Source organism: Bacillus sp. AL-1R (assembly GCF_052180195.1).
Classification (GTDB): domain Bacteria; phylum Bacillota; class Bacilli; order Bacillales; family Bacillaceae_G; genus Gottfriedia.
Map to the genome: position 1 here is coordinate 1,771,449 of NZ_CP197469.1, position 12,785 is coordinate 1,784,233.

At 31.9% G+C, this 12,785-nt stretch carries 13 protein-coding genes; 7 read left to right on the top strand and 6 right to left on the bottom strand.

All coding sequences use genetic code 11. From position 1 onward, the window contains the following. Positions 1-28: 28 nt before the first annotated feature. Entirely contained in the window at positions 29-1,018 is a 990-nt protein-coding gene (locus ACSBO6_RS08305; protein ID WP_286138407.1) for a tyrosine-type recombinase/integrase, read from the bottom strand. Between the two features lie 257 nt (positions 1,019-1,275). Here ACSBO6_RS08305 and spoVK point away from each other — a divergent pair, with 257 nt between their 5' ends. Further along, entirely contained in the window at positions 1,276-2,223 is a 948-nt protein-coding gene (gene spoVK / locus ACSBO6_RS08310; protein ID WP_098847187.1) for a stage V sporulation protein K, read from the top strand. 1,253 nt (positions 2,224-3,476) lie between these two features. Here spoVK and ACSBO6_RS08315 read toward each other — a convergent pair. Continuing rightward, entirely contained in the window at positions 3,477-4,124 is a 648-nt protein-coding gene (locus ACSBO6_RS08315) for a trimeric intracellular cation channel family protein (protein ID WP_286138406.1), read from the bottom strand. Between the two features lie 137 nt (positions 4,125-4,261). Here ACSBO6_RS08315 and hflX point away from each other — a divergent pair, with 137 nt between their 5' ends. The 3 genes from hflX (at position 4,262) to ACSBO6_RS08330 (ending at position 8,449) form a co-directional block, all read left to right on the top strand. After that, complete coding sequence (gene hflX, locus ACSBO6_RS08320) at positions 4,262-5,518, top strand: GTPase HflX (protein WP_098847185.1); 1,257 nt, start codon at positions 4,262-4,264, stop codon at positions 5,516-5,518. 3 nt (positions 5,519-5,521) lie between these two features. After that, a complete protein-coding gene (locus ACSBO6_RS08325) occupies positions 5,522-6,793 on the top strand; it encodes a methionine gamma-lyase family protein (protein ID WP_098847173.1) in 1,272 nt (423 codons plus the stop codon). Positions 6,794-7,153: 360 nt separating this feature from the next. After that, positions 7,154-8,449: an MFS transporter gene (locus tag ACSBO6_RS08330; RefSeq protein WP_098847171.1), complete on the top strand. Its 1,296-nt coding sequence runs from the start codon at positions 7,154-7,156 to the stop codon at positions 8,447-8,449. A gap of 131 nt (positions 8,450-8,580) precedes the next feature. Here ACSBO6_RS08330 and ACSBO6_RS08335 read toward each other — a convergent pair whose 3' ends face one another. Then, positions 8,581-9,165, bottom strand: coding sequence for a VanZ family protein (locus ACSBO6_RS08335; RefSeq protein ID WP_498844469.1), 585 nt, complete (start codon positions 9,163-9,165; stop codon positions 8,581-8,583). 383 nt (positions 9,166-9,548) lie between these two features. On the opposite strand from ACSBO6_RS08335, the gene ACSBO6_RS08340 reads away from it, so the two are divergent. Then, positions 9,549-10,256 carry a serine/threonine-protein kinase gene (locus ACSBO6_RS08340; RefSeq protein WP_483295206.1) on the top strand — a complete coding sequence of 236 codons (708 nt, stop codon included), beginning with the start codon at positions 9,549-9,551 and terminating at the stop codon, positions 10,254-10,256. Between the two features lie 130 nt (positions 10,257-10,386). On the opposite strand, the gene ACSBO6_RS08345 is transcribed toward ACSBO6_RS08340, so the two are convergent. Genes ACSBO6_RS08345 through ACSBO6_RS08355 form a run of 3 tightly spaced genes read right to left on the bottom strand, consistent with a single transcriptional unit; the run spans position 10,387 to position 11,733 of the window. Next, entirely contained in the window at positions 10,387-10,920 is a 534-nt protein-coding gene (locus ACSBO6_RS08345; protein WP_098847165.1) for a permease, read from the bottom strand. Continuing rightward, a complete protein-coding gene (locus tag ACSBO6_RS08350) occupies positions 10,917-11,399 on the bottom strand; it encodes a hypothetical protein (protein WP_098847162.1) in 483 nt (160 codons plus the stop codon). Before ACSBO6_RS08350 ends, ACSBO6_RS08345 begins: the two co-directional genes overlap by 4 nt. Beyond that, positions 11,392-11,733 carry a PadR family transcriptional regulator gene (locus tag ACSBO6_RS08355; protein WP_098847159.1) on the bottom strand — a complete coding sequence of 114 codons (342 nt, stop codon included), beginning with the start codon at positions 11,731-11,733 and terminating at the stop codon, positions 11,392-11,394. Before ACSBO6_RS08355 ends, ACSBO6_RS08350 begins: the two co-directional genes overlap by 8 nt. Positions 11,734-12,043: 310 nt before the next feature. Here ACSBO6_RS08355 and ACSBO6_RS08360 point away from each other — a divergent pair, with 310 nt between their 5' ends. Further along, entirely contained in the window at positions 12,044-12,526 is a 483-nt protein-coding gene (locus ACSBO6_RS08360) for a DUF2975 domain-containing protein (protein ID WP_098847156.1), read from the top strand. Between the two features lie 10 nt (positions 12,527-12,536). Further along, positions 12,537-12,755: a helix-turn-helix domain-containing protein gene (locus ACSBO6_RS08365; protein ID WP_098847154.1), complete on the top strand. Its 219-nt coding sequence runs from the start codon at positions 12,537-12,539 to the stop codon at positions 12,753-12,755. The last annotated feature ends 30 nt before the right edge of the window (positions 12,756-12,785 follow it).

Sequence of the window (12,785 nt, forward strand, 5' to 3'; positions counted from 1 at the left end):
GAAAAGGAAGGAGTTATGATGATCAAAATCATAACTCCTTTTTATTTGGGTGTTCATTTTCCCTAAAAAATTGAAAGTATCGCTTTAAAGAAACAGGGGTCTTCAATCCAACTAATTGCTGAATATCTTCCACTAATAATCCCTCTTTTATTTTCCGTAGAATAAAAGTGTTTCTTAAATGTTGGGAGCAAAGTCCCTTTCTAAGTCCAGCTCTTTTAACTTCCAACCTAAGCATTTTTTGAAATGCAATTTCTGTTAGTGCTTTCGGTGAATCTGTATCGTAAACCCAATGGAATGTCATGCGATTAAAATCAAATGCAACAAATAGCGGATGAGTTGAATGATAGTGGGGTCTTACGGGCTCGGGTATCGTGACAAAATAATTATATAATAGTATTCGATCTTCTTTTGTGAGAATTATTGTTCTTTTAACGCCTTCCTTGCTATGGACAACAAGTTCATTTAATGCGAAGTTAATATCTCTCATTTGTAAATCAATTAATTCCTTTAAAGTCAGTCCATAAAACAGCATAAAACGAATCATTATTTCATTGCGGTCCATTAAAAATGATCTAGCTTTTAATTGTTTTTCTGACAAATCTGTCGTGGATTGAACGATCGATAGTAACTTTTTTTCTTCTTCTTCTGAGATAAAATCGTCTGTTGAAAGAGCGCGAGAAGGTCCTGCTAAATAGTTCGTGAATGGTATGATATTTTCGATCGATGAATTATTAGAATTTAAAAATTTATAAAATTGATTTAGTACGACATAAATTCGATGCATTGTTTTCTCATTATATCCACGTTCAGATGTTAAATAATAGAAATAATCATTAAAATTTTGAACTTGTAAAGTACTAAAACTTTCATTAACTTTTTTAAAGTAACGGAAACATTCTTCTAAATCATAGCAATAACGCTTAATGGTAGATTCTTTTCTTCCTTTACTATTTAAGTGAGAGGCAAATTGCAAGATGACATCAGGTAAAGTAGCAGTCGTTAAGTTTGGGATCGTCAAATTAATCAACTCTTCTCTTTTTCTCTCATTATATCAAATATCTTAATAGTATTTAGTAAAATTTAGCAATCTTATCCAATTAACTGTTTGTCTAGAGAATAAAAGTTTTGAAATGAATTGTTCGTACATATAATAGTAAAAAATTTATTTAGTAAAATACTTTAAAAAATCTTAAAAAGAACTGTAGCGAGTTTTCTCATAAAGTGTTACCTATAGATCCACAAAAAATGTTCTAAAGAATAAGAGAGGTGTCATGTTTGGAGCAACCAATTCGTTTAAAAGATAACGGCCAAATAAATGTTGTACTTAATACAGTGAAAAGAGGAGAGGTTTCTCCAAATCCAGTTATTGAAACAGTGAAACAGCCTAAACATGAGTTGTTAATTGAAATAGAGGATCAATTAAGGCATTTAATTGGCATGGATGAAATAAAAAAAATGATTCATGAAATTTATGCTTGGATATTTATTAATAAAAAAAGAGAAGAATTAAACTTAAAAGCTGAAAAACAAGTTTTGCATATGTTGTTTAAAGGGAATCCAGGAACTGGAAAAACGACAGTTGCTAGAATTATTGGCCAATTATTTTTGAAAATGGGTGTATTGTCAAAAGGTCACCTAATCGAAGCAGAAAGAGCAGATTTAGTTGGAGAATACATTGGTCACACTGCTCAAAAAACTAGAGATTTAGTAAAAAAAGCAAATGGTGGCATTCTTTTTATAGATGAGGCATACTCACTTGGCCGTGGTGGGGAAAAAGATTTCGGAAAAGAAGCGATTGATACTCTCGTTAAACATATGGAAGATAAACATGGCGACTTTGTACTTATTTTAGCCGGCTATTCTTCAGAAATGGATTATTTCTTAAGTTTGAATCCTGGACTAAAATCAAGATTTCCATTCATATTGGAATTCCAGGATTATTCTGTTAAGGAGCTTTTAGATATTTCCAAAAAAATGTTTGTTGATCGAGAATACATTTTATCTCGGGAAGCAGAATACCGATTAAGAGATTTTATCCAAAAAGCAAAACTTGAAAATCGCGCTCATTTTAGCAATGGGCGGTTTGTCCGTAATATCGTTGAAAAATCGATTAGGACACAAGCAACAAGATTAGTATTTGAGTCAGAGTTTAATCGTGAAATATTAATGAGGATCGAAGAAAAAGATTTATATATGACAGACAAAATCGATTCGATTAATTGATGGATTAACTATGGTGTTTTCTATTCCACCACCTTTAATGTAAAAATAAGTTGAAATAATGAGTACTATACAATTTAAATAACCGTATATGTGGAGAAGACAAACGCTTTTTTAGGTTTGTTTTTTCGTGGTAATGGAAAATGAAAATAAGGATTAATTTTTACTTGTGTAAGTGCTGTGACGGAAAAATAAAAAAACAAACCATTATTAGGTTTGTTTTTTGCAGAGTGTTGAAAAATGAGCTTGTCAACTAACTAAGCTAATTTTTGGTTGATTTCCACTATACCCTGTCATGAGGAAGAATCTTTCTATTTTTCACTATTTTACTTTCTCATGAACCTGTTATGAGGAAGAATCTTTCTATTTTTCACTGGTTTACTTCCTCATGAACCTGTTATGAGGAAGAATCTTTCTATTTTTCACTATTTTACTTCCTCATGAACCTGTTATGAGGAAGAATCTTTCTATTTTTCACGGGTTTACTTCCTCATGAACCTGTTATGAGGAAGAATCTTTCTATTTTTCACTGGTTTACTTCCTCATGAACCTGTTATGAGGAAGTACGTTTCTAATTTTCGCTGGTTTACTTCCTCATGAACCTGTTATGAGGAAGAATCTTTCTATTTTTCACTGGTTTACTTCCTCATGAACCTGTTATGAGGAAGAATCTTTCTATTTTTCACTATTTTACTTTCTCATAAACCTGTTATGAGGAAGTACCTTTCTAATTTTCGCTGGTTTACTTCCTCATGAACCTGTTATGAGGAAGAATCTTTCTATTTTTCACTATTTTACTTTCTCATGAACCTGTTATGAGGAAGAATCTTTCTATTTTTCACGGGTTTACTTCCTCATGAACCTGTTATGAGGAAGAATCTTTCTATTTTTCACTATTTTCTTTTCTCATGAACCTGTTATGAGGAAGTACGTTTCTAATTTTCGCTGGTTTACTTCCTCATGAACCTGTTATGAGGAAGAATCTTTCTATTTTTCACTGGTTTACTTCCTCATGAACCTGTTATGAGGAAGAATCTTTCTATTTTTCACTATTTTACTTCCTCATAAACCTGTTATGAGGAAGTACGTTCTAATTTTCGCTGGTTTACTTCCTCATGAACCTGTTATGAGTATGAACCTTTAAAATCTTTGCTTTAATAATATATACTTAGACTTTTGTTGTTCTATATTGACAATGTTTTATTTCAATAGTATGAAAAAAACAAACCTTTATTAGGTTTGTTTTTTGGACTGATTTAATTTAATTTTTGAGTGCTTGATTCGTTTAGACTAATTGTAGAGTTTTTAAATGATCTTTTAGGTAGACTCCAATTATAATGCACAGATAATAGTCTAAGCAGTACTATAACAATGAATAATAATAAAAGTTCAAAATTTGAATCAACAAATTTATTTCCAATTAGAACACCTACAAGTATCGCCCAAAAAGCATATACTTCTGAATGTAATACCATTGGTTTTCTTTTTGCAAGTAGATCTCGAACGATCCCACCACCGATTCCTGTTAAGACAGATGCTACAATAACAGCGCTTACAGGTAATTTTAATTCCATGGCATAATTTGCACCAAGAATTGCAAAAGCAGATAAACCGATTGAATCAAATAAAATATCTAATTTTTTAAATGGTTTATTTGATAATTGCGGAAAGAAAAAGATAATTGTCATTGCAACTAGCGCAATTGTAAAGTTTGTTGTTTGATTCCATAAATAGTTAATTGGATAGCCTATTAATAAATTTCGTAATGCACCGCCACCAAAGGCTGTAGCAAATCCTAGGATATAGACACCAAATAAATCATAGTCTTCTTCCATGGCTACTACTGCACCACTTAATGCAAAGGAAATAGTACCAATAATGCTAAATAACTCCCATGTTTCCAATAAGCAATTCCCCTGCCCCTCCAATAAAAAGATGAAAAATAGTCCAGATATCATTATAATAAAGAGATAGTTAAGAGTAAAGAATATTTATTGCTTAGAATTGATTATAGAAAAGGTGGAATTTTGTGACGAATGAAATGAGAGAAAAAGCCATTTTAGTTGGATGTCAACTTCAAAATGTAGATGATGATCGTTTTAATTATTCATTAGATGAATTAGCATCACTTACGAAAACGGCAAATGGAGAGGTAGTTTTAATCACTTCACAAAAAAGAACTAAATATCATCCAGCATTATACATAGGCACAGGTAAAGTAGAAGAGTTAGAGGCAGCAATTGCAGAGTTAGAACCTGATGTTATTATTTTTAATAATGAACTGACTCCATCTCAAATTCGCAATTTATCTGCAAGATTAGAAAAAAGAGTAATTGACCGTACACAATTAATTTTAGACATATTTGCGCAGCGAGCAAAAACAAAAGAAGGTAAATTACAAGTAGAATTGGCTCAATTACAATATTTAATGCCAAGATTGGTAGGTCAAGGTACAGAGTTATCAAGACTTGGTGGGGGTATTGGTACTAGGGGACCTGGTGAAACAAAACTAGAATCTGATCGTCGTCACATTCGAAAACGTATTGATGATATTAAACAGCAATTAAACATAATCGTTGAACATCGTAAACGTTATCGTGAGCGACGTAAGAAAAATGAAATGTTTCATATTTCATTAGTAGGTTATACAAATGCAGGAAAATCAACATTATTTAACAGACTAACTAAATCTGATGTGTATGAACAAGATTTACTGTTTGCAACATTAGATCCAACAACTAGAAAATTTGTTTTATCAAATGGTATGACAACTTTACTAACAGATACGGTTGGTTTTATTCAGGATTTACCAACTTCTCTTATTGCTGCATTCCGCTCTACACTTGAAGAAGCAACGGAAGCAGATTTCATTCTTCATGTTGTCGATGCATCTCATGAAAATTATAAAAGCCATGAAGTAACAGTTTCTAAATTATTGAATGATTTAGATGTAGAAAATATTCCAATTTTAACTGTTTATAATAAAATTGATCAAGTTCATGAAGACTTTGTTCCGTCACCATCAGAAGGTTTTATTGAAATGAGTGCATTAAATGAAGATGATTTAAGTAAATTACGTCAAAGAATTGAATTTGAATGTAAACAATACATGGAATATTTTGAAGTGTTTGTACCTGCAAACGAAGGGAAATTGATTCATGAAATCAAAAAATTAACGATGATTGAATCGATCACCTTTAATGAAGAAACAGAAATCTATCAAATGACTGGTTATGTTTTCAAGGAACATTCAATTTATGATACAGTTAAAAGATATAGAAGATATAAGGAGCAATAATCAATGTTAGAATTTTTATCAAATGGGGAAAAAATTGCACCATTAGTGGCAGATGTTGAAAAATTAATTTCAGAAGCCCATAAAGAAATAGACGAAGTGATTGAGTATAACCAATTTAAAGTTTTACAAAGTTTTCGAAAGCATAAAGTGAGTGATAGTCATTTTATCCCAACAACTGGTTATGGTTATGATGATATTGGAAGAGATACATTAGAGGAAATTTTTGCGGATGTTTTAGGTGGAGAAGCTGGTTTAGTGAGACCGCAAATTATTTCTGGAACACATGCAATTTCAACTGCTTTATTTGGCGTATTAAGACCAGGTGATGAGTTATTATATATTACAGGGAAGCCATACGATACGTTAGAGGAAATCGTAGGGATTCGTGGGGAAAGTGGAAACGGTTCATTAAAAGACTTTGGGATTGGGTATGAATCAATCGAATTAGTAAATAATGAACGAATCAATTATGAAAAAGTAGCAAATAAAATGACAAGTAATACGAAGGTAATTGGTATTCAACGTTCAAAAGGATACGGAACAAGACCTTCCTATACAATTGAACAAATTAAAGAGATGATCGACTTTGTAAAAGAAATTGATCCAAATGTTATTGTTTTTGTAGATAATTGCTATGGTGAGTTTGTTGAAAAACTGGAGCCGTGCCATGTAGGAGCAGATTTAATGGCGGGTTCATTAATTAAAAATCCTGGTGGTGGACTTGCTAAAACTGGTGGTTATATTGTAGGACGCAAAGATTTAGTTGAAAAATGTGGCTATCGTTTAACATCTCCAGGAATTGGACGTGAAGCGGGTGCTTCTCTTTATGCGTTACAAGATATGTACCATGGCTTTTTTATGGCGCCACATATCACAGGTCAAGCATTAAAAGGAGCGTTATTTACTGCAGCGTTTTTAGAAAAGCTTGGTATGAACACGAACCCTTCATGGGATGCAGTAAGAACAGATTTAATTCAATCTGTACAATTTGATGATAAAGAAAAAATGATCGCATTTTGTCAGGCAATTCAAGCGGCTTCGCCAATCAATGCTCATTTTACACCAACCGCAAACTATATGCCTGGATATGAAGACGATGTCATTATGGCAGCGGGGACATTTATCCAAGGTGCAAGTATCGAGTTAACAGCAGACGGTCCAATAAGAGCTCCATATGTTGCATACGTTCAAGGTGGTTTAACATATGCTCATGTGAAAATTGCAATTTGTTCGGCAGTTAATTCATTAATTGAAAAAAATCTATTAGAAATTTAATACAAAATAGCTCATGACCTTTAAGTCATGAGCTATTTTATTTATGAAAATAATTTGGGGACTTACTCTCATAATGAAGAAGTATTATCTTACTCTATATCTTACAGGTAAATTCTTAAATTAACCTTAACATTTTTATTAAAATTTGATAATGATTATCTAATTATTTATTAATAGAGGATTATGCCAGTATATAGAAGTCAAAATCAGTTTAGATTCAGCAATTGTTAAAAAAAGAAAATAATAGTTTGATATAAATTTATATTTGTTAAAATAAAGTAGATGTAATGAAACGTTTAACATTTTTTGAAATATTGAAATCATTCGTTAAAAATCGCACGACTAAAAGAAGGGGTATACATGAATAATCGAGCACATCATTATACAATGGATTATGTGAATTCAGAGGAAAAACAGAAAATGCTGTACAAACGGACTCTTTTGATTGTTAGCATTTCGCAAATTTTTGGTGGAGCAGGATTAGCTGCCGGAGTTACAGTTGGTGCATTACTAGCTCAACAAATGCTTGGAACAGATGCTTTTACAGGACTACCAGCATCCCTTTTTACATTGGGATCAGCATTAGCGGCATTTATTGTCGGTAGGCTGTCTCAAAGATTTGGTCGCCGAATTGGGCTTGCTGCAGGATTTATTACAGGTGGACTTGGTGCAATTGGTGTAGTAATTGCAGCAATGACAAACAGTATTATCCTTTTATTTGCTTCACTCTTGATTTACGGTGCTGGTACCGCAACGAATTTGCAAGCTAGATATGCCGGAACTGATTTAGCAAATAATAATCAACGTGCAAAAGCGATCAGTATTGCGATGGTTTCTACAACATTTGGTGCTGTTGCAGGTCCAAACCTAGTTGGTCCAATGGGAAAATTTGCAGTCTCCATTAGCGTGCCAGCACTTGCAGGTCCATTCATTTTATCTGCCACAGCTTTTATTTTGGCCGGTCTTTTTCTCTTCATAATGCTTAATCCAGACCCGCTGATTTTATCAAAAATAATCGAGTCAAACAAAACTCAAAAAGTGAATTTAGCAAATTTAAAACAAATTGAAAGTACGAAAGAAAAGAGAGGTATTGCTGTCGGAGCAACGACAATGGTACTAACGCAAATTGTTATGGTTGCTATTATGACAATGACACCTATTCACATGAAACATCACGGTCATGGACTAAATGAAGTAGGAATAGTGATTGCATTCCATATTGGCTCAATGTATCTTCCATCACTCATTACAGGAATTCTTGTCGATAAAATAGGCCGAACAGCGATGTCGATTGCATCTGGAGCTACTTTATTACTAGCTGGAGTATTAGCCGCATCGGCACCAAGTAATTCGATGATCCTCCTAGTAGTTGCGCTTTCTTTACTAGGATTAGGATGGAATTTTGGTTTAATAAGTGGGACTGCTCAAATCGTTGATTCAACAGATTCTACTACACGAGCCAAGACACAAGGAACTGTGGATGTATTTGTCGCACTAGCAGGTGCATCAGGAGGTGCATTGTCTGGAATGATTGTTGCGAATTCAAGTTATGCAACATTATCATTAGCAGGGGGGATTTTGTCCTTAATCCTTATACCAGTCGTGATTTGGTCACGTGGAGGAAAGAAAAATCACGAAAAAGGGCTTCATATGTAAAATGAAATCTAATGTAAAATAGGAGCTGATTAATCAGCTCCTATTTGTTCACGAATTGAATTCCAAAACAATTCAAAAGAGCTCTCCCTAGTTAAATACTTAGCAACTCCCAAAGCTTCCAACTATATTTCTTAAACAGTCTTCTTTACTAACAATAGATTTTCATTTTTTAATAATTTATACATACTTTTGAAAATCAATACACATATTACAGTACCTGTAAAATTAAAAATTAAATCATCAATATCAACCGCACGATAGTTATAACCAATAAAATAACCCGATGTTCCTTGAATTGCTTCAATTAATATACTTGTAACTAAACCGATCATAAATATTCTTTTTACTTTGATAGTTGGAAAAAGAATGGGCAATAAAAACCCTAATGGCATAAAAAGAATAATATTTCCTATAACTTGTCTTATAAGAATCCCAAGTCCATATTCCATAAAATCTGATCCTACAATATTTGTGAAGATATAAAATGGAATAAAATTGTGTTTATAACCTAATTTATCTTCAATCATTAAATCAATCAGTTCTTTTTGAAATGGAAAAGGAAATATCGTTATAGAGATAAGACTACTAATATATATAGAAAATAATAGTAGATAAATGAATATTAGAATGGAAATTTTCTTTCTAAATAATAAAAATAAAAAAAGAAATAATGATAATAAAATAATAAAAATACTTGGGTATAAAGCAGTTAGCATTATTTCACCTCTCTTATACAAATTTAATAACTACTTGAACCTTTAACACGTAATCTATTTAAAATTTCCTATTTCTCCATATTTTCATCGTTTTTTTGTATTTATTTAATTAACTAATAATACGATTCTAAAACATTGTTAATCATATCACAAACCATATTTTACCATATATTATATTTTTATAGAAAAATATTTTCTAGGTTCTATACATTTCTATTTAACATATGAGCTTATTATCGGAAATCCAAAAAACGCCAATCCCTTACTATTTTAAGGGATTGGCGTTTTCGCTTTTTCTCATGTTACGCACAGAAGTTTCTCTTATTTTTTGTATGAAATCCTGTATAATTTAAATAATATTGCTTATTGGAGGGCTATGGAGATTGAAACGACCACGAAATCCTAATTATGTTCCTAGGAGCTATAATCAATCTAGTTTTAAGAATCTAATTGAAAATGAATTGATTCCGAATGTATATCTCAAAAGTGAACGTCAAAATGACCCAATAGTCGTTAACAATATTCCTGAAGGTTGGAAATGTATTGGATCTGGTAATTATGCTGCTGTTTTTGTACACCATTCTGAACCAAATGTGGTTGTTAAAGTGTATGGAAAAGATTTAGATGGTTTAGAAAAAGAAGTTCAAGTCTATAAACAATTGGGAGAGCACCCAGCTTATTCGAAATTGATCCAATTTGGTGAAAAGTATCTAGTTTTAAAAAGATTAGAAGGAATTACGTTATACAACGCCCTAGCAATTGGTGAAAAAATACATGAGAGTGTAATTAAGGATGTAAACATTGCGCTTAAGTATGCAAAAAGTCGTGGACTAAATCCATACGACGTTCACGGTAAAAATGTGATGATGAAGGATGGCAGGGGATATGTTGTAGATGTATCTGATTTTTACAAAAAAGGAAAGGATGAAAAATGGGAGGATTTAGTAAAAGCTTACTATAAGTTATATAAAAAAACTTTGTATAAAGTACCTATTAAAATCCCATTGAAATTCTTAGATTTTACTAGACATTCATATAGATTCTACAAAAAATTCAAGAGGAAGATAAAAAGATACATGCAAGAAGACTAGCTTTCGGACTAGTCTTCTTAAGTTCTCAGTATTTCATTTAGTTTTTTATAACCCGCTTCTCATTTTGGCTCTTTTTTTCACTAAAGCTAACTAAAATAGTGTCTATTTTCATTTATCCATCAGTAGATACTTATATAGAAATATCTTGCTGATCTTCATAATTTACCAATTGTTTATGATGATAAAATTTCTCAAAAATCATTCCCATTAAATAGTAAAATACTAAGCCTAAACATATATGAATAAGTGTAAATTTCATACCAAATGATGCAAATTCATAGATAACTATAGGTAGTTTAGCGGTTGTCCAAACTCCTAAAAAGAATACAACATAGCGAATGCTTGCTCCTTTTTTCAATAAAAGTACCGCGATTGGAAAAGCTAGGTATAGTGGACCAACTGCAATACCTCCTAGTAAGAAAGCAAATAAAACACCGTAAATACCAGATTTATTTCCCATATATTTAATAATAGTCTCTTTTTCAACCCATTTGTCAAGTAGGCCAACAAAAATTAAAACTGGTGGAAGGAGAAATAACATTTTTATTAGACTATTTCCTGTTAACTGAAATGCTTTCATCCCAAGTGAGTGGTTTATTAGTGGAAGAACGATGAACACTACTAATAAAATAAAAAAGAAACGATATTTTTTTAATTGACTCATACCATCACCAACCAAATTATATATGCAAATATAAGAGACATTAAAAGTCCACTTGCATTACGTGCATATGCAAAACTTCTTCCAAAGAATTTTTGTTCCATAGGTAATGTAATAACTCCTACTGACATGAACGTTGACATTAATAATGCTACTTGGGGCAGGCCAGCACCGTTTTGGACCAATGTTTCTCCTAGAGGAAAAACGACAAAACTTGGAATTAGTCCTACAGAACCAATTAATGTAGATAGTATAATTCCTTTCACTCCAGACTGTTCCCCAATAATAGATGAAACGATTGTAGGTGTTAATAAGGATAAGGAGAGTCCTACAAAAAACATGATCGTTAAAATTTCAGGAAAAATATTACAAAACATTATCCATGACTTTAATAGTGCATCTTTTGTTTTCTTTCGATCCTTTATAAAAGAGATACTAGTAAGAATGATTGCTAAACTGTATAGGATCGAAGCATTAATCATGACTTTTCTCCTTCCATACTTTGTATCTGCTCAAGAAAAATGATAAATTCTTCAGCTTTTCTTCAATATTTATTTGAAATTCTTCTAATTTTTCTTTTCCATATTCAGTAATTTTATACATCTTGATCGGTTTATCTTGTTCGGATGTACATAAATAAGATTCAACAGCACCTTCCGTCTCTAATTGCTTTAATGTTCGATATAATATGGAACTGTCAATTGGATTGATAGGCAGTTCCTCTTCACACTTCTGCAAAAGTTTCCCTCCATAGCTATCCCCCTCTGTTAAAAACAATAAAAGAAAAGCGCCAGTATGTCGGCCTGTATGTTTCATAAATAGTTAACCTCCTAAATTCGTATACTTCCAAAAAAATAATTTCGTACTGTTAATAACAATATACTGTTATTAACAGTAATATGTTACTAAGATTAAAATTAATCTTTTAGTTTATTTCTGGAAAGAGATCGGATGATTAAGTTTTTACACAAGCATTTCTTTAGTTGTGAAATGCTTCTTTCCTATATATAAAAAGTAAGGATATTTTTATAACAATAATAATATAATAAAAAACAACAATAATTTATTGTAAAACGATAAATAATATGTTAAATTCAAATTGAAAATAATTTAGTGAGGTGCTTTTATGAAACGGGGATCTACGCTCTTTTTAAAAATAGTAGTGATTCTTATCGGGTTGCCAGTTCTTGCATTGTGTATATTTGTAGTTCCGAAGATTGCAGAATATGCTGCTGAGTTGTATCCGAATATTACTTTAATGAAATATTTCATTTTTATAGATCTTTATTTAGCAGCAATTCCTTTCTATTTCGCTCTTTATCAAGCTTTTAAACTTTTATGCTACATTGATAAAAATAAAGCCTTCTCGGAACTATCGGTTAACGCTTTAAAGAAAATAAAATTTAGTGCGATCGTAATCAGTGTATTGTATGTACTAGGATTGCCACTTTTTTATTTAATTGCAGATATGGATGACGCACCAGGAATTATTGTTATTGGTATGGTCTTTATTTTTGCTTCATTGGTAATTGCAGTCTTTGCAGCCGTTCTCGAAAGGCTTTTGAAAGAAGCGATTGATATAAAATCAGAAAATGATTTAACAGTCTGAGGTGAAGAACATGGCAATAGTTATCAATATTGATGTAATGCTAGCAAAAAGGAAAATGAGTGTAACCGAGCTTTCAGAAAAGGTTGGGATTACGATGGCGAATCTTTCTATATTGAAAAACGGTAAAGCAAAAGCGATTCGTTTTGCAACTTTAGAAGCGATTTGTAAGGCACTAGAGTGCCAACCTGGAGATATTTTGGCATATCAAAATGATGAAGACAACAAGTAGATCGATATGATTGATATCAATATATAAAGG

Coding starts and splice junctions, on each gene's coding strand:
- ACSBO6_RS08325 (WP_098847173.1), top strand. CDS start 5,522: ATGTTAGAATTTTTATCAAATGGGGAAAAAATTGCACCATTAGTGGCA.
- ACSBO6_RS08355 (WP_098847159.1), bottom strand. CDS start 11,733: ATGAAACATACAGGCCGACATACTGGCGCTTTTCTTTTATTGTTTTTA.
- ACSBO6_RS08350 (WP_098847162.1), bottom strand. CDS start 11,399: ATGATTAATGCTTCGATCCTATACAGTTTAGCAATCATTCTTACTAGT.
- hflX (WP_098847185.1), top strand. CDS start 4,262: ATGAGAGAAAAAGCCATTTTAGTTGGATGTCAACTTCAAAATGTAGAT.
- ACSBO6_RS08345 (WP_098847165.1), bottom strand. CDS start 10,920: ATGAGTCAATTAAAAAAATATCGTTTCTTTTTTATTTTATTAGTAGTG.
- ACSBO6_RS08365 (WP_098847154.1), top strand. CDS start 12,537: ATGGCAATAGTTATCAATATTGATGTAATGCTAGCAAAAAGGAAAATG.
- ACSBO6_RS08335 (WP_498844469.1), bottom strand. CDS start 9,165: ATGCTAACTGCTTTATACCCAAGTATTTTTATTATTTTATTATCATTA.
- ACSBO6_RS08330 (WP_098847171.1), top strand. CDS start 7,154: ATGAATAATCGAGCACATCATTATACAATGGATTATGTGAATTCAGAG.
- ACSBO6_RS08360 (WP_098847156.1), top strand. CDS start 12,044: ATGAAACGGGGATCTACGCTCTTTTTAAAAATAGTAGTGATTCTTATC.